At 59.2% G+C, this 17,605-nt stretch carries 15 protein-coding genes and 2 pseudogenes; 12 read left to right on the top strand and 5 right to left on the bottom strand.

What is annotated here, in order from left to right; genetic code table 11:
- Window positions 1–9 precede the first annotated feature (9 nt).
- The 3 genes from ACQKKX_RS07520 to ACQKKX_RS07530 all read left to right on the top strand — a co-directional run bounded on the left by ACQKKX_RS07520 (window position 10) and on the right by ACQKKX_RS07530 (window position 2,940).
- Window positions 10–990 (top strand): mannonate dehydratase, encoded by a 981-nt coding sequence (locus ACQKKX_RS07520; protein ID WP_427569906.1) that lies wholly within the window; start codon window positions 10–12, stop codon window positions 988–990.
- 165 nt (window positions 991–1,155) lie between these two features.
- Window positions 1,156–2,073 (top strand): 5-dehydro-4-deoxyglucarate dehydratase, encoded by a 918-nt coding sequence (kdgD, locus tag ACQKKX_RS07525; RefSeq protein WP_427569907.1) that lies wholly within the window; start codon window positions 1,156–1,158, stop codon window positions 2,071–2,073.
- Between the two features lie 123 nt (window positions 2,074–2,196).
- Complete coding sequence (locus ACQKKX_RS07530) at window positions 2,197–2,940, top strand: glucosamine-6-phosphate deaminase (RefSeq protein WP_427569908.1); 744 nt, start codon at window positions 2,197–2,199, stop codon at window positions 2,938–2,940.
- A gap of 197 nt (window positions 2,941–3,137) precedes the next feature.
- On the opposite strand, the pseudogene ACQKKX_RS07535 reads toward ACQKKX_RS07530, so the two are convergent.
- The 5 genes and pseudogenes from ACQKKX_RS07535 to ACQKKX_RS07555 all read right to left on the bottom strand — a co-directional run bounded on the left by ACQKKX_RS07535 (window position 3,138) and on the right by ACQKKX_RS07555 (window position 8,185).
- Window positions 3,138–3,835, bottom strand: a pseudogene (locus ACQKKX_RS07535) (triose-phosphate isomerase family protein).
- Between the two features lie 58 nt (window positions 3,836–3,893).
- On the bottom strand, window positions 3,894–5,381 hold the full coding sequence (locus tag ACQKKX_RS07540) for an FGGY-family carbohydrate kinase (protein ID WP_427569909.1): 1,488 nt from the start codon (window positions 5,379–5,381) through the stop codon (window positions 3,894–3,896).
- On the bottom strand, window positions 5,378–6,340 hold the full coding sequence (locus ACQKKX_RS07545) for a transketolase family protein (RefSeq protein ID WP_427569911.1): 963 nt from the start codon (window positions 6,338–6,340) through the stop codon (window positions 5,378–5,380). The genes ACQKKX_RS07540 and ACQKKX_RS07545 overlap by 4 nt, the downstream gene beginning before the upstream one ends.
- A complete protein-coding gene (locus ACQKKX_RS07550) occupies window positions 6,340–7,161 on the bottom strand; it encodes a transketolase (protein ID WP_427569912.1) in 822 nt (273 codons plus the stop codon). Before ACQKKX_RS07550 ends, ACQKKX_RS07545 begins: the two co-directional genes overlap by 1 nt.
- A 43-nt stretch (window positions 7,162–7,204) precedes the next feature.
- The gene (locus tag ACQKKX_RS07555; RefSeq protein WP_427569913.1) at window positions 7,205–8,185 is read right to left on the bottom strand and encodes a sugar phosphate isomerase/epimerase family protein; all 981 of its coding nucleotides are present in this window, start codon (window positions 8,183–8,185) and stop codon (window positions 7,205–7,207) included.
- 463 nt (window positions 8,186–8,648) lie between these two features.
- Here ACQKKX_RS07555 and ACQKKX_RS07560 point away from each other — a divergent pair, with 463 nt between their 5' ends.
- The 9 genes and pseudogenes from ACQKKX_RS07560 to ACQKKX_RS07600 all read left to right on the top strand — a co-directional run bounded on the left by ACQKKX_RS07560 (window position 8,649) and on the right by ACQKKX_RS07600 (window position 17,600).
- Entirely contained in the window at window positions 8,649–9,590 is a 942-nt protein-coding gene (locus tag ACQKKX_RS07560) for a D-ribose ABC transporter substrate-binding protein (protein ID WP_427569914.1), read from the top strand.
- Window positions 9,591–9,664: 74 nt separating this feature from the next.
- The gene (locus tag ACQKKX_RS07565; protein ID WP_427569915.1) at window positions 9,665–10,285 is read left to right on the top strand and encodes a DUF2291 family protein; all 621 of its coding nucleotides are present in this window, start codon (window positions 9,665–9,667) and stop codon (window positions 10,283–10,285) included.
- Complete coding sequence (locus tag ACQKKX_RS07570) at window positions 10,282–11,811, top strand: sugar ABC transporter ATP-binding protein (RefSeq protein WP_427569917.1); 1,530 nt, start codon at window positions 10,282–10,284, stop codon at window positions 11,809–11,811. The genes ACQKKX_RS07565 and ACQKKX_RS07570 overlap by 4 nt, the downstream gene beginning before the upstream one ends.
- Window positions 11,808–12,890 (top strand): ABC transporter permease, encoded by a 1,083-nt coding sequence (locus ACQKKX_RS07575; protein ID WP_427569919.1) that lies wholly within the window; start codon window positions 11,808–11,810, stop codon window positions 12,888–12,890. Before ACQKKX_RS07570 ends, ACQKKX_RS07575 begins: the two co-directional genes overlap by 4 nt.
- 88 nt (window positions 12,891–12,978) lie before the next feature.
- Complete coding sequence (locus tag ACQKKX_RS07580; protein ID WP_427569920.1) at window positions 12,979–13,788, top strand: DeoR/GlpR family DNA-binding transcription regulator; 810 nt, start codon at window positions 12,979–12,981, stop codon at window positions 13,786–13,788.
- Window positions 13,789–13,988: 200 nt separating this feature from the next.
- Window positions 13,989–14,189, top strand: a pseudogene (locus tag ACQKKX_RS07585) (3,4-dihydroxy-2-butanone-4-phosphate synthase); the annotation flags it as partial.
- Between the two features lie 318 nt (window positions 14,190–14,507).
- Window positions 14,508–15,749, top strand: coding sequence for an ABC transporter substrate-binding protein (locus ACQKKX_RS07590; RefSeq protein ID WP_427569921.1), 1,242 nt, complete (start codon window positions 14,508–14,510; stop codon window positions 15,747–15,749).
- Window positions 15,750–15,828: 79 nt separating this feature from the next.
- Complete coding sequence (locus ACQKKX_RS07595; RefSeq protein WP_427569923.1) at window positions 15,829–16,728, top strand: carbohydrate ABC transporter permease; 900 nt, start codon at window positions 15,829–15,831, stop codon at window positions 16,726–16,728.
- A complete protein-coding gene (locus tag ACQKKX_RS07600; RefSeq protein WP_427569924.1) occupies window positions 16,725–17,600 on the top strand; it encodes a carbohydrate ABC transporter permease in 876 nt (291 codons plus the stop codon). Before ACQKKX_RS07595 ends, ACQKKX_RS07600 begins: the two co-directional genes overlap by 4 nt.
- Window positions 17,601–17,605: the final 5 nt, after the last annotated feature.

Genomic DNA, 17,605 nt, shown 5'->3' on the forward strand with positions numbered 1-17,605 from the left:
GAGGCCAATATGTATCTCGGAACACAGACGGACGCCCGCGATGACGACGAGTTTCGCGTCTGGGCGCAACTCGGCATCAAGAATGTTTGCGCCGACCCGCCGGGAAAGCCGGCAAGCTGGACCTTCGACGATATTCTTCGCCATCGCGAAAAGGTTGAAAGCTTTGGCCTGACGCTGGACATGATCCAGCTGCCGATGTCGTCGCGACCGATCGAGGAAGCGCCCTATCAGGACATCCTGCTCGCCGGACCGGATCGCGACCGTCAGATCGACGCCGTCTGCACGATGATCGAGAACATCGCCAAAGCCGGCATTCCAGCGGCAAAATACAATCTCAACATCATCGGCATCCCGCGCACGGAAATGGAACGCGGCCGAGGCGGTTCGCTCAACGAGGCCTGGCGCTGGGACAAGGCCGATCATGACGCCGCACCGGGTCTGGCCGGCGTGCTGTCGGAAGATGAGAACTGGGAACGCATCGACTATTTTCTGGAGCGCGTCGTGCCGGTTGCCGAAAGCAACAAGGTCCGCCTCGCATGCCACCCGCACGACCCCTACACGCCGCCGGGCTACAAGGGCGTCACCCGCGTGCTCGGCACGGTCGAGGGCCTGAAGAAATTCGTTGGGATGCGCGAAAACCCGTATCACGGCCTGAACTTCTGCCAGGGTTCGATCGGCGAAATGCTCGACAATCCGCGCGAGGAGATCGACGACATCATCCGTTGGTTCGGCAGCCGCGAGAAAATCTTCAACGTGCACTATCGAAACATTCGTGGCGGCAAGCTTTCCTTCATGGAAACGTTCCCGGACGAAGGCGACATGGACATGATCCGCTCGCTGAAGATCTACAAGGAAGTTGGCTACAAATACATGATCATGCCCGATCATGTGCCGACGATTTCCGGCCGCGACCCGGTCGGCGTAGCCTTCTCGTTCTGCTACGGCTATATCGCGGCGCTTCTTGAGGGCATGAAAGCCGGCCATATCTGAGAGAGGCGGCGCAAACGCCATTTCCGATCGCCATTGCGGCGCCATGGCCTCAAACCAGAGGCGTCGGTCCGATCAAGGACCGCCGCCAACCACGCCACCAACCTAAACGATTTCATGATCATCAAGGTGCGCCTGAAACGGTGCCCCAAGCTAGGAGCTTGCCCTATGGACACCCAGGACCTGAAACACGCGCTCGGCGCCGGCCTTCTGTCTTTTCCCGTCACGCATTTCGATGCCGAGGGAAAATTCAACGCCAAGAGCTATGCCGAACATGTCAACTGGCTGTCCGGCTATGAAGCCACGACGCTGTTTGCAGCGGGCGGCACCGGCGAATTCTTCTCTCTGACACCGGAGGAGATTCCAGAGATCGTCCGTGTCGCCAAGGAAGCAGCCGGCAGCACGCCGATCGTCTCGGGCTGCGGTTATGGCACCGATATCGCCGTGTCGATCGCAAAGTCGGTTGAAAAGGCGGGCGCCGACGGCATTCTTCTCCTGCCGCATTATCTCATCGATGCGCCGCAGGAAGGTCTATATCGCCATATCAAGGCGGTCTGCCAGGCAACCGGCATGGGCGTCATGGTTTACAACCGCGACAACTCGGTACTGCACGCCGATACTCTGGCACGGCTCTGCGACGATTGCGAAAACCTCGTCGGGTTCAAGGACGGCACAGGCGATATCGCTCTGGTGCGCCAGATCACCGCGAAGATGGGCGATCGACTGACCTACCTCGGCGGCATGCCAACGGCGGAACTGTTTGCCGAAGCCTATCTCGGTGCCGGTTTCACCACCTACTCCTCGGCCGTGTTCAACTTCGTGCCGGGTCTTGCGATCGATTTCTACAAAGCCTTGCGCGCTGGCGAGCAGGCGAAGTGCGAGAAGATCCTGATCGAATTCTTCTACCCGTTCATGGCGATCCGCAACCGCGCCAAGGGTTATGCCGTCTCCGCCGTCAAGGCCGGCGTGCGCTTGCAGGGCTTTGGTGCCGGCCCGGTTCGTCCTCCCCTGCAGGATCTCTCGACAGAAGAAATGGCGATGATGGAAAAGCTGATCGCTGCCAACCAGTCAACCAGAACCGTCTGATCCTACCCTTGCGAGCCGCCCTCTCCGTGCGGCTCCTTACAATTTCAGCCTCGGAAACACACGCCCTTTCGACCAATGCAAGAGACTGCGATGGACACCCTTTCCAAAACCGGAGCCAACAACATGGCTCTCGTTTCAATCTTCCCGACCGCAGAAGCTGCAGCCGCAGCCGTCGCAGAACGCGTGCTGGCGAAAGTATCCGCCGAGCCCGATGCCGTGCTGGGCCTTGCCACCGGTCAGACACCGCGCAAAGTCTATGCCCGTATGGTCGAAGCCTGCGGCAAGGGCGAAGTCTCTTTCTCCTCTGCCACCACCTTCAATCTGGATGAATATTGCGGCCTGCCCGCCGCCCATCCGGATTCCTATGCCGCTTACATGCAAAGAGAGCTGTTCCATCGGACCGACTTTTCGCCGGCAAACATCAATCTCATCGATGGCAGCGCCGCGGATGAGAAGTCCGAAGCAAGCCGTTATGCGGCTCTCCTACGGAAACAGCCCGTGGACATCCAGTTGCTTGGACTGGGCGTGAACGGCCATATCGGTTTCAATGAACCGGGTTCCGCATTGGCAAGCACCGTCAGAGTAGTGGAACTGTCGGAGGAAACGCTGCATGCCAATCTCCCCACGCTTCTAGTTCTGGACAAGGTTCCTGAACGCGCCATCACCATGGGGATTTCGGACATCTTGCGCGCACGGGAGATCATCGTCCTGGCAACCGGATCGGCGAAAGCCGACGCGGTGCGCAGATGTCTAGAAGAGGAACAGACAGCGGATTGCCCCGGCTCCTACCTTTCCGGACACCCGAATGTGCAATGGTTTGTCGATCAGGCGGCCGCCTCGAAGCTCCGTAACGGACCTCGCGCGTGACATAGGTCTTGATGGGATTCGAACCGCTGTAGGAGGCCAATACATCTGAATCGATGAGCGCTGGTTCGGGGTTGAAAAAGCATCTTAACGTCTATCATTTGTGGCGCCTTCCAGCTGCTTTTTCCAGCCAACATCTCCAAGGGCATCCGAGGTCCTTGAGAGGGCGAGCGTGCGTCCGGCTGCCGTCTCCGCGACAATCAATGAGCCATCCTGAGCACCTCCATGAAATCGGCAGAAAGAAGACTTGTACCCCCAATGAGAACGCCGTTGACGTTGTCGATCTGAAGGATCTGTTCGGCATTCGATGGTTTTACTGCCCCGCCATAGAGCACGCTCATTAGGGCGCCTTCGGCGTTGAAGCGGTTAGCTACTTCGGTCCTGATGAATGCGTGGGTCGTTGCGATGTCATCGAGCGAGGGCATGCGGCCGCTCCCAATTGCCCAAACAGTCTCGTAAGCGATCACCGTGTTCGCCGATGTTGCACCCTCCGGCAGCGACCCGGACAACTAACGGCGCAGTGTATCGAACGGCAAGCCAGCCACCCGCTGCTCTTCCGTTTCCCCGATGCAGATGATGGCGGTCAGGCCCGCCTTGTACGCAGAGACCGCCTCGCATTCCTGATATCCGCCGCGACGTTCCGAGTGGCCGACGATTACATGGCTTGCAAAGCTGTCCGCGATCATTCGTGATGACAATTCTGGGCACCGATGCGCAATCGGGTATCCGCAGTCAGGACCGCTGCGGAATGCAGAAGCGTTGCCGGAACGCAGATCAAGGCGTAAACTTCGCCGTTCAGCGCGCTGTTGTCAGTGACGCTCTTGATCTGCGTAAGGCTGCCGCGTGTGCCGTGCATTTTCCGGTTGCCCGCGATCAAGGTACGTGGTGCGGCTCCCATGACGTCCTCCCCCCTTGGTAACGAAAGCGCCCTCCCCAGCAGCTTCACGTCGGTCCTGTTATGCCTCGATCTTCTGGGTGAGCTGCCCCAGCAAGCCCTGCCAGTTTTGCGACACCTGTTCGCGCCATGTCGCCATTCCCCTGCGCGGCTTGAACTCGTTCCGCCCCTCATCGGGATCCGCTGCCACCGATGGCTCATCTTGAAGTGCCATCAAGGCCACGCCGACTGTTCCAATTTCCGCTTGGCTGCTGCGCAGCACGGGCTTATCGAGAACATCCGCCTGCAACTGCATCAGGAAGCCGTTGGAGGATGCGCCACCGTCTGCCAGAAGGCCGTGAAGCGGCGCTCCGACATCCTTTTCCATCGCATGATATACATCCGCTATCTGGAGAACGATGGCATCGAGCGCGGCACGCGCGATATGGGCACGGGTCGTAGCTAGGGTCATCCCCGAGATTGTCCCGGTCACGTTGTCATTCCAATGCGGCGCACCAAGGCCTGCCAGGGCCGGAACGAAGGTTACGCCCGCTGCATCGGGCACTGTTTGTGCCAGACGAGACAGCGCGCCGGCGTCCTCCAATCCCAGGATGTCTGCTGCAAATGCCGCTGCTTGCGCGGAAACCGTGATGTTTCCTTCCAGCGCATAAACGACCTGCCCCTCGCTGCTCCAGGCGATGGTGCTGGAAAGCCCATTTTGCGAAAGCAGCCGCTGTGGTGTTAGCGTCATCAGCGACGATCCCGTGCCATAGGTCGCCTTGACCAAGCCGGGCAACCTGACGCCATGGCCATAGAGCGCCGCATGGCTGTCGCCCATCATGGCGAGGATCGGGACGCCGGCCTGCAGGGCCGTCACACCCTGTGCCACCTGGCCAAAGCGGCTATCGGACGAGCGAACCTCGGGCAGTGCAACGAGCGGCACCCCAAAGAGGTCGCACAAGGCCTCGTCCCACATCAGCGTTGCGGTGTTGAACAGCTGGGTGCGAGAAGCATTCGAATGATCAGTGGCGAATTCCCGGCCGTTGGTCAGCTTGTAGAGCAACCAACTATCGACGGTGCCGGCGCGCAACCTGCCTTGATCGGCCAGCCCTCTCGCTTCGGGCACGTTCTGCATCACCCAGGAAAGTTTGGCAGCGGGGAAAAGAGCGTTAATCGACAGCCCGGTGGCCTCCACCACTGCCGGGTCCGCTCCATCGGCGATCATATTCTCGCAGGCTTTGGCTGTCCGCCGGCATTGCCACAAGATCGCGGGCGAGATCGGCCGGCCGCTCGCGGCATCCCAAACCACCAGCGTCTCGCGCTGGTTTGCGATTGCGAGCCCTGCGATTTCGACGCTGTTGCTGCGGACGATATCGGCGATCACTGCCTGTACGCTTGTCCAAATCTCCTCCGCCGACTGCTCCGCCCAGCCGGGCCGGGGATAGCTGGACTTTAGCGGAGCTGAGGCCTTGGCGATGATCTTGCCGGTGGCATCAACCAGAGCGGCCTTGGTGCTGCTCGTTCCCTGATCGATGGCGATAACGAAAGGTCCTCCCAGCCTGCCCGTCATACGCGCTTGCGTCCAATCGCTTTGCGTGCGGACCGGGCAATGCCGGACGGCGTCAATCCAAAGTGGTTGAACAACCATTCCACTGAACCGGTTGGAACGAAGCCGGGGAATCCGACACGCTCTACCGGGACGGGATGCGTGGCGGAGGTATGTTCTGCCACTGCGCCGCCGAGGCCGCCGTGAATATTGGCTTCTTCGATCGTGACAATCGCACCAGTTTCCGTGGCGGCACGGACGATCGCCTCTTCATCCAGCGGCGTGATGGTCGCCATGTTCAAGACTCGAGCAGCCACGCCTTCCTGTTCCAGTTCCAACGCCGCTTGCGCCGCCAGATGCACGGTGGTGCCGCAGGCGATCAAGGTAACGTCGCCGCCGTCTCGGACGAGCTCCGCCTTGCCTGGCTGGAATCGGCGGTTCGCCACCTCCAGCTCCGGAACAGGCATGCGGCTCAAGCGGATGTAAACCGGACCATCACACGTCGCCGCCCATTTCACCGCTTCCGCGGTTTCCCAGGAGTCGGCCGGAACGATCACCGTGATGTTGCTCAGCGGGCGGAGCCAGGCGAAATCCTCGATCGAGTGATGTGTCGGGCCGAGTTCGCCATAAGCGACACCGGAAGACTGGCCGACGAGTTTCACGTTGAAGCCGGCATAAGCGATATCCGCCTTTACCTGCTCCAGCGCGCGGCCGGTGAGAAAGCAGGAGGCCGCCGAAACAAAGGGAATGCGACCGCCGTTGGCAAGCCCGGCGCCGACCCCCACCATGTTCTGTTCGGCAATCCCGACATTCACCAGCCGGTCGGGAAACTTCTTCTGGAAGCCACCGAGCTTCGACGAGCCGACGGAATCGTTGACCACAGCCACGATCCGCGGGTCATTGGCGGCGAGTTCTTCAATCGTGCGGGCCCAGGCATCGCGACAATCGTGAAAGCCTTCCTGTTTTGCAGCGGGCGCAGCCATCAGACCAGTTCCTCCATGGCATCCTCGTATTGTTCGGCATTAGGCACACCGTGGTGCCAAGCGGCCTTGTTCTCCATGAAGGAAACACCCTTGCCCTTGACCGTATTGGCGATCACGCAAAGCGGCTTCGAGCGACCCTCCACCGGTTCGCTCAATACGTTCAAAAGAGCATCCACATCATGCCCATCCACTTCCACAACGTCCCAGCCGAAAGCACGGAATTTGTCGTCGAGGGGATCCAGGCCGTTGGTTTCTTCCGTGCCCATGCCTTGCTGCAGGCGGTTGCGGTCAACGATCAGGGTCAGCTTGTCGAGCCTGCGGTTACCAGCCGTCATCGCCGCTTCCCAGTTCGAGCCTTCCTGGAGTTCGCCGTCGCCGGTCAGAACGAAGGTGCGGTGATCGCTCCCCGTCAGCTGGCCGGCGATCGCGATGCCCAACGCCACCGGAAAGCCATGTCCGAGCGGCCCCGTGTTGGTCTCGACCCCCGGCAGATAATTTCGATTGGGATGGCCGTTCAGCTTGGACTGCGGCTGCATATAGGTGGGCAACCAGTCTTCCGGGAAGTAACCGGCCGCACAGAGCGCCGTGTAAAGGGCGCCCGTCGCATGGCCCTTGGACATGACGAAGCGATCCCGTTCCGGCAGGGCCGGATCTTTGGGATCATACCGCATCACGCCGAAGTAGAGCGTCGCGATGATGTCGATCGCCGAGAAGTCTCCACCCGGATGCCCCAACTGCGCATCAAAAACCATCGTGAAGGCCCTGCGGCGCATCCACAACGCTTTCTCGCGGATCGTGTTGGCGATATCGTTCTTCAACATGGTATTGCCTTTTCGTAGTAATCGTCCGCCTGCCGTCGGCGCCTCACATGGCGCCGAACAGGGCCTTCTGGGCGATCTTCAATGCGCCGATGGCGTCGTGACGGCTCTGCGCTTCCTTGAGCGCCTCGACATCGAGCGCATCGAGCCCCTGGGCAGCCGATTTCAGGAAGTCGATGGCGTGATTGGCGGTTGCAACGCTGTCTTCGCGGAACGGGAACTGATCGAGCTGCCACACACCTTCCCACTTGTTCTTGCGCAGAACATAAAAGAACTCGAAGAGTTCGATCGGATGAAGGCTGCCGGCCACGAGGTCGTCGTCCCACGAGCGGTAGTTGTCGTTGACGTCCATGCCGAATAGCCGGCCGTAGTCGATCGCAAGCTGCGCGCTGTCGGCCGCTGATTCGCCTCCCATGATCGCATGGCCGAAGTCGAGTAGAATGCCCACATTTGGCAGGCCGATCTTCTCGATGCCGAGCAGCGTGCGGGCAACCGAGCCGAAGCTCATGCGCACCCGCGGCTCGCGCGGCTTGTATTCGATCACGAACTTGAGGTCCGGGTTTTCGCTAGCAAGCTGCCCGACGCCGTCGAGCGAGTGCCTCCACAGCGTGCCGTAGTCCACTTGGAACGGGTAATCCCAGCCATCCTGTCCGGGCCACAGTTTGACGTAGTCGGCGCCAAAATAACGGACCTGCGCACAGGCCTCGGTGACCAGTTCATGGGTGCGGCGACGCACGCCAGCATCCGGATTGGTGAAGGAGCCCTTGACGAACTCCCGCGTGTAGATCTCCGGCGTGATGCCGATCACGCCGAGATTGTTCCGGTCCAGCGCTTCCTTCACCTGAGAATTGGAAAAGTCGCCACCGAAGAATGGATAGTTGATGTCCACAACGGACAGATCCCTGACCTGACCTGCAAGGTCGATGGCCTCGATTACGCTGCGTGGCGTGCCGTAGCCGTCAGTCGCATAACGGTCGAGATAGGTGGCGAAGTGCCAGATGCCGGCGCCGAAACGTTGTGTAGTCATCAATATCCTCCCAAGTGTCCATTGCGATGCGCGGCCCAACCGCAACGCCGCAGATGTAAGCAGTTCCGATGCGCCGCAGCGAAATCTACGACCAGCCGAGCACCAAGACCGGCTCGCGCTCGTCACTACCAAAATTCCAAACTTTAGAAGCACCTTGGCCCTGAGCCCGCGGCGGCTGATCCTCCTTGAACCTCATAACGAGCTGGAAACTATGCTTCGATTGATTGTGATCATTTTCGTTTGAGCGCAAACTTGCACAGAGGATGCACTTGTTCAAGCACTTTTTGATCCTAAGCCCAGCAGAATCGCCGTTTAAAAACGCTGTGATGGGGTCGAATGCCGCTTGTTAATGAGCGCCAAAGATGTGAACGCTCCGCTTTTCAAGGCTATTGACATCAAACGAAAGCAATCGATAGTCTGCATGTGAGACCACGGGAGGGTGGTTCATCAACGGGAGGTTCTGATGAAACTGACGAAACGCTTACTGATGTCCGTTGTCGCGCTCGGTATCGCCAGTGCGATGTCCGGTGCTGCATTCGCAGCCGACACGATCGCGATCATTACGCCAAGCCACGACAACCCATTCTTCAAGGCAGAAGCCGACGGCGCTGCGGCAAAGGCCAAGGAACTCGGCTACGGCACGATGATCCTGGTTCATGACGACGATGCGAACAAGCAGAACGAACTGTTCGACAGTGCGATCGCCGCCGGCGTAAAGGCCATCATTCTCGACAACGCTGGTGCGGATGCTTCCGTCGCTGCGGTCCAGAAGGCAAAGGACAAGGGCATCCCCTCCTTCCTGATCGACCGTGAAATTACCACGACAGGCGTGGCGGTCTCGCAGATCGTGTCCAACAACTATCAGGGCGCCCAGCTCGGCGCCGAGGAATTCGTCAAGCTTATGGGCGAGAAGGGCAACTATGCCGAACTGCTGGGCAAGGAGTCCGACACGAATGCCGGCATCCGCTCGCAGGGTTACCATGACGTCATCGACCAGTATTCCGATATGAAGCTGGTCGCCAAGCAGACCGCCAATTGGTCGCAAACCGAGGCCTATACGGTGATGGAATCGATGCTGCAGGCCCATCCCGATATCAAGGGCGTGATCTCCGGCAACGACACGATGGCAATGGGGGCCTATGCGGCTCTTGAAGCAGCAGGCCGCAAGGACGTGATCGTGGTCGGCTTCGATGGCTCCAACGACGTTCGCGACTCCATCAAGAACGGCGGCATCAAGGCGACCGTGCTGCAGCCCGCCTACCAGCAGGCACAGAACGCCGTCGAGCAGGCCGACAAGTTCATCAAGACGGGCAAGACCGGTCTGGAAGAAAAGCAGTTGATGGATTGCATTCTCATCAACGCGGATAATGCGACGAAGCTCGAGACCTTCGCTTTGACGCAGTAACGCTGCTGATACCGCCCGGGAGCGCGACGCGACCCGGGCGGCTTTTCCTTGCAAGCAAGTGCGGGTCCTACCCAATGAACATCAGAATCGTGTTGGCGGTGAGCGTGCTCGCCGCGTCCTTGTCCGGCTGCAAGTTCGTCAAGACCAATGCCGGCGAAGACGGTGCTTCCGCCGATCCCATGGCCGAACTCGTGGAAACGAGCTTCGACGCCAAGCTGGTACCGGCACTTAATGAAAAGGCCGTGGAACTTGCGACGCTGCGGGATGCCTTGAAGAGCGGACTGGACAAAGCAGGCGAGGCACATGGGGTGCGCGTCGGCGGCGCGGGCGGTGGCTGGAATTTTCCGGTGAAGGGCACGGCAACGGTTGTTGAAGAAAACCGTGCGTCCAAGGCCGCCACGGCGGATATTGACCTCGATGGCGATAACAAGGGCGACGCGACGCTGCAGCTCGGGCCGGTAATCAAAGGCACCGCGCTGCGTGACACCACGACCCTGTATGACTTCTCCACCTTCCGCGACCAGATCGAATACGCCAAGCTTGGCCGTGCACTGAACGACAAGGCCGTTTCCAAGCTTCCGGCAGCCGATACGCCCTTGAAAGGCAAGAAAGTCGCGTTCCTCGGCGCGGTCGTCATCCGCTCGGCAAGCGAGAAGCCGCAGATCATGCCCGTCTCGATCGAGGTTGTGCCATGAGCGAAGCCCATCCTATCGGCCTTTCGATCCGCAACGGGTCGAAGATCTACCCTGGTACACAAGCCTTGAAGAATGTCGACTTCGACCTGCGGATGGGCGCGGTTAACGTCCTCGTGGGCGAAAACGGCGCCGGCAAGTCAACGCTGATGAAGATCATCGCAGGCGTTGAACAGTTGAACGGCGGCACGATCGAGCTGGATGGGCACGAGGTCGTGTTCGCGGACAAGACCGATGCCGCCAAACATGGCGTTGGCATCGTCTTCCAGGAACTCAACCTGTTTCCCAACCTGACGGTGGCGGAAAACATCTTCGTCGGCCACGAGAAGACCCGCGGCGGCATCCACATAGACCGCCCAGCGCAAGTCGCCGCCGCGCGCACGCTAATGAAGCGTCTCGAACAGGAGATTGACCCGAACACGCCGCTGGGAAACCTGCGCATCGGGCAGCAGCAGATCGTTGAAATCGCCAAGGCGCTTGCCGAAGATGCGCGCATCCTGATCTTCGACGAACCCACATCCGCCTTGTCGGCCGCGGAAGTCGAAGTGCTTTTCCGCGTCATCAACGACCTGAAAAAGCAGGGCGTGGGCATCGTCTACATTTCCCACAGGCTAGAAGAGCTGATCCGCATCGGTGACTACATCACCGTGCTTCGCGACGGAATCATCACCGGGTCGCGCTCCATGCAGGGCGTGGATATCCCTTGGATCGTATCCAACATGATCGGCAGCGCCTCCAAGGAGTTTCCGAAGACTGTGGAGCACGCTCTTGGCCAGGAAGTCTTCCGCGTCGAAAACATCTGCCTGCCGAGCCCTGCGGGCGGCTATGCCGTGGACCACATGTCGCTCGCCATTCGCGAAGGCGAGATCGTGGGTCTCTACGGTCTGATGGGTGCCGGCCGCTCCGAGCTTCTTGAATGCATCATGGCCCAGCACCCGAATTCCTCCGGCGAACTCTTCATTTCCGGCAAGCCGTTGCGGGAGAAAAGCGTGTCCGGCAGGATCCGGCGCGGCCTGGCGCTCATCCCGGAGGATCGCAAGCGCGATGGTTTGGTGCAGATCATGACGATCCGCGAAAACCTCACCATGTCGTCGCTCTACGACTTCACCCGGGGCTTCCACCTGAGCCTGAAAGCGGAAGCCGCCAAGGCAGTCGACTTCGTCAAGCGCATGGCAATCAAGATCGCCAGCCTCGAACATCCGGTATCCAGCCTGTCGGGCGGGAACCAGCAGAAGGTGGTGATTGGCAAGGCCCTGATGACGAAGCCGAAGATTCTGCTTATGGATGAGCCGTCCCGCGGCATCGACATCGGCGCCAAGGCGGAAATCTTCCGCACCATGCGAAAGCTCGCAGCCGACGGCTTGGGAATTCTTTTTGTGACTTCCGACCTGGAGGAGGTTCTTGCCCTCTCCGATCGCATTCTCGTCATGGCAAACGGCAGGCTGACCGGACAATTTCCGGCCGGCGCCAACGCGGCGGATGTCATCTCGGCGGCGACGCCCAATCTCAACAGGGTTCAAGTACAATGAGCAGCATCGACACCGCAGGCAGCGTCAAGACCGTAGTTGGCGGATCGAAATCGCGAACATCGGCGCTGCTCCTGCTTTTGCATATGCGCACCTTCGTGGCCTTGATCCTGGTGTTCGCCTTCTTCGCCATCGCAGCGCCAAACTTCCTTAGCACAGGCAATATGCTGATCATCTCCAAGCATGTCGCCTTGAACGCGCTGCTCGCCGTCGGCATGACCTTTGTGATCATCGCGGGCGGCATCGATCTTTCGGTTGGGTCGATTGTCGGCCTCTGCGCCATGGTCGCCGGTTATCTAGTGCTTTACGGCATCGATCTCGGCTTCCTCGGCATCGCCTACAGCGTTCAGTTCAACACGATCGAGATCTGCCTCATTGTCCTTGTCGCCGGCGTCTTCATCGGCTGGCTCAATGGGCTGCTAATAACGAAGCTCAACGTGGCGCCGTTCATAGCCACGCTCGGCACGCTGTATGTCGCGCGCGGCGCCGCCCTCCTGTTTTCCGAAGGCCGAACGTTCCCGAACCTGTCCGGCAACTCGGAATATGGCTCCGATACGTTCCGCGTCATCGGATCCGGGTCCTTCCTCGGCCTGCCGATCTCCGTCTGGATCATGGTTGTAGTCGCGCTGGCGGCTGCCTATCTTGCCACTCGCACGCCGCTCGGCCGCCACATCTACGCCGTTGGCGGCAACGAGCGCGGCGCGGCCCTTTCCGGCGTCAATGTCGATCGCATCAAGCTTTTCGTTTACATGTTCTCCGGCCTATGCGCCGCCTTGGTCGGCATCATCATCTCCTCGCAGCTGCAGGCGAGCCATCCTGCCACCGGCGAAACCTTCGAACTGAACGCAATCGCCGCGGCGGTGCTCGGTGGGACATCGATGTCGGGCGGCCGAGGCCGCATCGCAGGCACCATCGTTGGCGCTTTCGTGATCGGGATCCTGGCCGACGGCCTGATCATGATGGGCGTCTCTTCTTTCTGGCAGACGGTGATCAAGGGCCTCGTCATAATCGCGGCTGTCGTGGTGGACCAGATACAGCAGAAGCTGCAAGCCCGGGTGGTGTTGCAGCAGAACGCGCTTTGAGGATTTGAACCGGCAACCGCTTGCTGTAAAGGTCAGTTTGAATCGATTAGCTTCGGTTGGTTGCGAATCAGGTCTAGGACAGATGCACATGGAAGCCAAACAAGAGCATGATGCTTCTGATACGATGATCGGGTTGTTGTCCGAGCCTCGGCGCCGCCGCATTCTTGAATGGATCCAGGAAGAAGGCTCCGCGCGCGTTCGTGAGCTAGCAAGCGCCTTCCGTGTTTCGGAGGCGACGATCCGCCAAGATCTCGAGCGGCTGGAGAACGAAGGCTTCATCACCCGCGAGCATGGCGGCGCCTACCTCAACACGGCTCCGCCTCAATCGGGCACCATGACCCTCCACCACCAGGAGAACATGGACAGGAAGCGGCGGATCGGGATCTTGGCCGCCAGCCTCGTGAAGGATGGTGAGACCCTCATTCTGGACGCAGGCACCACGACAACGGAGATCGCAACCCGCCTTACCAGCCGTCGCGACCTGACGCTGATCACCAACGCGCTCAATATCGCCATCATCTTGGGCGCCGTACCGAGCTTTGCGGTTCACATGCCGGGTGGACAGTTCAAGTCGCCGACCTTGTCGCTCTCCGGCGACAAGTCGGTGGAGTATTTCCGCAACATCTTTGCCGGCAAGCTCTTCCTCGCCACGGCAGGCGTGGCGCTGGACGCCGGGCTGACCTATCCGAGCTTTGCCGACCTTCAGCTTAAGGAAGCGATGATCAAAGCGGCCGCCCATGTTTACTTGGTGGCCGATTCCACCAAGATTAACCGCTCATCCTTCACGCGCCTGGGTTCTCTCGACGTGATCAACTCTTTTATTACCGATGATGGCATTTCCGATCGCGACGCTAAGGAATTCGAGAAGCGCGGCATCGAGCTCCTGATTGCGAAATAGCGTCGCCCGACGGTCATAGTCAGGATGAAAGAGATCAACCCGCGGCAGCCAGGGTCAGGCTGCCTGTGGCGCTTGTTCGCTCAAGGGAAGTTTTGTCGGCACCCGCCGATGCAACGACCTTCACGGGTCTAACCCTTGAAAGACTTGGACAGGCCAGTATCCGGTATTGAAGACGCAATAGCAGCCTTCGCTGAAGGAGAGATGGCCGTCGCCTCGCAGGCAAACTGCCTGCAGGCGTGATCTGCGAGATCTCCAACGATGATGGCACGATGGCGCGTCTGCCCCAGCTTAAATTGTTTGCCGAACAATACGGCCTGATGGTCGTGAGCATTGAAGATCTTAGCGAATACCTGAGCGCTCAAGATCAGCTTGCTTCCAGGCGTGCCCACTCTGCCGCTTAAGCCATTCACCGCCTTTCCTTCGAATGAGGTCGTAGCAGGTTCGGCTGCGACCACTGTATCGCAGCCGAGATCATTGTCGCACCGATGGCTTGAATTGGCCGCTTAGGCCAATCGGGGGATCATACGGGGGCATCTTCAGAGCCACGCGCGGCGCCAACGAACTGAGCGCTTATCCAATGATCTGGGCATGCCGCGCCTGGAGTATCATTCCGATGTTGTAACAGCATACGCGCAAACAAAAATAACCGAAAGGGTTTGACATCAATCGATAACGTACGGATAGTGTACTGACGCGAAACGATCTTTGGGAGGAGATCCATGAACGCTCTGAAATCCATCCTGACTGCGTCCGTGTTTGCCACCAGTGCTGCCGTCGCAGCGCAAGCTGAGGATCTGACCGTCTGGATTATCAGCTACTCTGCTGAGGGGCAGGTGAAGGCGCTTCAATCGGCCGGTGAAAAGTTCGAAGAGACGCATCCCAATGTGAATGTCGAGATTGTTCAGCGCGGTGTCGATGAACACAAGACGGCACTGCGCGTGGCCGCCGGCTCCGACCGCGGTCCTGACATTTACATGAGCTGGGCCGGCCTTGGTCTGGGCGGCGAATATGTGAAGGCCGGCCTTAGCAAGGACCTTACCCCCTACTACGCCAAGTATGGCTGGAACGATCGCCTGACGGCTCCTTCACTTGCGTTCTCGAACAGCTATGGTTCTGGCCAGCACGGCGTTCCCTTCCGCTTTTCCGGCGAAGGCATTTATTACAACAAAGCATTGTTCGAGCAGGCCGGCATCACGCAGGAGCCCAAGACCTACGAGGAGCTTGTCGACGCGGCCAAGAAGTTGAAGGAAGCCGGCATCCCGGCTTTTACATTCGGCGGCTCGGTCAACTGGCACCTGATGCGCCTGATGGATGAGATCCTTGAAACCACATGTGGCGCGGACGTTCATGATCAGTTGAAGTCCATGAAGGCCGATTGGAGCACGACCGCGTGCGCGACAAAGGCCTTCAGCGAGATGCAGATGTGGGGCCAAAACTATATCCTGTCTCCGTTCATGGGCGTCGATCAGAAGCAGTCCTTCACGCTCTTCCTGGCAAAACGCGCTGCGATGGTGCTGGAAGGCGATTGGCTGGTGTCGCAGATCAAGGAAGGCGGCAACGTGGACGATTATGACGTCTTCCCGTTCCCGAACGGCTCAGGTCGCCTTTATGGCTTCGCCGAATATTTCTACATCTCGTCGAAGACCGCGAAGGCAGATCTTGCTGCCGAGTTCATTGACAGCTTCACGTCGACGGGTTTCCAGAGCGAGATTGCCGGTGTGTTCGGCGCCCTCTCCGTCAACAAGGAAGTCAAGCTCAAGGAAGAGTCGCACGCCATGCTGAAGGAATGGACGACTATCTTCGCTGACGCGACAGGTACATTCGTGAACGGGGACCAGGCCTTCCCGCTTGATGTTACCACGGAGTATTTCCGCGTCATCAATGATGTCGCGGCTGCCAAGATCGAACCTCAGGCTGCCGCAACTGCCATGCAGGCTTTCATCGGCAATCGGAAGAAGTAACGATATCCCGTTTCTCCGCGGCGTCCTGTCGCGGAGATCCACTGGCGTGCCGGTTCAGACCCACACGAACGGATTCTCCATGTCCAAATCTAACGTGATCCAGTCCTCCCGGGCTCAGGCTCTTATGCTTGTCGGACCTGCTTTTGCCATCTACGCAACGTTCGCGATATGGCCGATGATCGAAGTCGTCATGTTGAGCTTTCAACAATGGAACGGTCTTGATCCTCAGCGCGAGTGGGTGGGTCTTGCAAATTACCGATACATATTGAGCAGCGACGCTGTGTTCTGGGTCGCTCTGAAGAACACCATCACCTGGACGGTCCTGGCGGTGATTTTTCCGCCCACGATCGGGCTTCTGCTGGCGCTTGGCTTGAACGAGCGTTTGTTCGGCAGGGTGCCCATGCGGGCGATCTACTATCTTCCGGTCATCATCGCACCGATTGCGGTCGCGACCATGTGGCGCTGGATGTACGATCCGTTCTTCGGATTGTTCAACCAGGTGTTAACGCAACTGAGCCTTCAGGCCTGGATCAAGGACTGGCTCGGCGACCGGGAAATCGCTCTCTACTCCATGTTCGTCGCCTATACCTGGCAATATGTCGGGTTCTCGATGGTGCTCTTTCTGGCGGGGCTGCAGGGGGTCGATCGCTCGCTGGTAGAGGCTGCGCGTATCGACGGTGCCAACCGCTGGCAGGTGTTCCGGCACGTCACCCTGCCTGCCCTGCGCGTCACACTTGCGATCGTGCTTGTTCTGTCCACCATATCGTCTCTCAAGGCTTTCGACATCGTCTACGGCATGACCGGAGGCGGGCCGGCTCAGTCTACCCAGATGCTTGCTCTATGGGCGTTCATGCAGTCGATGCAGATCTTCGACTTCGGCCGAGGCTCGGCCATCTCCGTTATCCTCCTGCTTGTCACTCTGACCATCGTTGTTCCGTATCTTCGCTGGTCCCAACGCGATGAGGGAGCCGCACATTGACGCTCGCTGCAACTTATCCTCAGGACGATGCTGCCCCAATCAAACCCCGACGCGACCCTTTTCTGATTGTTCTATGGCTGGTGCTCGTGTCATTTGCGCTGCTCTGGATTGCGCCGGTCGTTCTCATTGTCTTCACGGCATTGAAATCGAACGCCGAAATCATGGCCACAAGCGCGTTTCGGCCGCCCGAAGCAGTGGCCTGGAATAATTTCTCCGGCGCATGGTCACGCGGCAACTTCGCGACGACGCTCCAGAACAGCGTGATCATCACGGTCATAAAGGTCCCGTTGGGGCTGATCATCTCCGCGATGGCAGCCTATGCCCTGGCACGGATCAAGCTCCGGTTCGGCAAGCTGCTGGTTTTGTTCTTCCTGTTTGGTGCCATGATCCCGTTCCAGGTCATGCTGGCGCCAATCTTCACACTTGTGAATGGCTTCGGCCTGATCGACACCTATGCTGGAGTGATCCTGCCTTACCTGGCCTTCGGCGTCCCGTACCAGGTTTTCATTCTGCACGGCTTCTTCAAAGCCGTTCCTAAGGAGCTTTCGGAAGCCGCGCTCATCGACGGAGCGTCGCATCTGACCGTGTTCCGCAGGATCTTTCTTCCCATCTCGCTACCGGTCCTTGCGGCGCTGCTGATCCTCGACTTCGTGTCCACATGGAACGAGTTCGCCATGGCATTGGTGCTGCTTCAGGACCGTCACATGTGGACGTTGCCGCTGGGCCTGATGTCCTTCCAAGGCCAGTTTTCCACGGACTACGGCCAATTGAACGCTGCAATAGCCATGACCGTATTCCCCGCCGTTCTCGTCTACATGATCTTTCAAAGATATTTCGTGAGCGGGCTTACGTCGGGTGCCGTCAAGGGCTGAACATT

It is taken from the genome of Neorhizobium sp. NPDC001467 (assembly GCF_050275975.1).
Taxonomy (GTDB): Bacteria; Pseudomonadota; Alphaproteobacteria; order Rhizobiales; family Rhizobiaceae; genus Neorhizobium.

What these genes read in the sequence shown, in the direction of transcription:
- ACQKKX_RS07520 (WP_427569906.1), top strand. Translation starts at nt 10, where the DNA reads ATGTATCTCGGAACACAGACGGACGCCCGCGATGACGACGAGTTTCGC.
- kdgD (WP_427569907.1), top strand. Translation starts at nt 1,156, where the DNA reads ATGGACACCCAGGACCTGAAACACGCGCTCGGCGCCGGCCTTCTGTCT.
- ACQKKX_RS07530 (WP_427569908.1), top strand. Translation starts at nt 2,197, where the DNA reads ATGGCTCTCGTTTCAATCTTCCCGACCGCAGAAGCTGCAGCCGCAGCC.
- ACQKKX_RS07540 (WP_427569909.1), bottom strand. Translation starts at nt 5,381, where the DNA reads ATGACGGGCAGGCTGGGAGGACCTTTCGTTATCGCCATCGATCAGGGA.
- ACQKKX_RS07545 (WP_427569911.1), bottom strand. Translation starts at nt 6,340, where the DNA reads ATGGCTGCGCCCGCTGCAAAACAGGAAGGCTTTCACGATTGTCGCGAT.
- ACQKKX_RS07550 (WP_427569912.1), bottom strand. Translation starts at nt 7,161, where the DNA reads ATGTTGAAGAACGATATCGCCAACACGATCCGCGAGAAAGCGTTGTGG.
- ACQKKX_RS07555 (WP_427569913.1), bottom strand. Translation starts at nt 8,185, where the DNA reads ATGACTACACAACGTTTCGGCGCCGGCATCTGGCACTTCGCCACCTAT.
- ACQKKX_RS07560 (WP_427569914.1), top strand. Translation starts at nt 8,649, where the DNA reads ATGAAACTGACGAAACGCTTACTGATGTCCGTTGTCGCGCTCGGTATC.
- ACQKKX_RS07565 (WP_427569915.1), top strand. Translation starts at nt 9,665, where the DNA reads ATGAACATCAGAATCGTGTTGGCGGTGAGCGTGCTCGCCGCGTCCTTG.
- ACQKKX_RS07570 (WP_427569917.1), top strand. Translation starts at nt 10,282, where the DNA reads ATGAGCGAAGCCCATCCTATCGGCCTTTCGATCCGCAACGGGTCGAAG.
- ACQKKX_RS07575 (WP_427569919.1), top strand. Translation starts at nt 11,808, where the DNA reads ATGAGCAGCATCGACACCGCAGGCAGCGTCAAGACCGTAGTTGGCGGA.
- ACQKKX_RS07580 (WP_427569920.1), top strand. Translation starts at nt 12,979, where the DNA reads ATGGAAGCCAAACAAGAGCATGATGCTTCTGATACGATGATCGGGTTG.
- ACQKKX_RS07590 (WP_427569921.1), top strand. Translation starts at nt 14,508, where the DNA reads ATGAACGCTCTGAAATCCATCCTGACTGCGTCCGTGTTTGCCACCAGT.
- ACQKKX_RS07595 (WP_427569923.1), top strand. Translation starts at nt 15,829, where the DNA reads ATGTCCAAATCTAACGTGATCCAGTCCTCCCGGGCTCAGGCTCTTATG.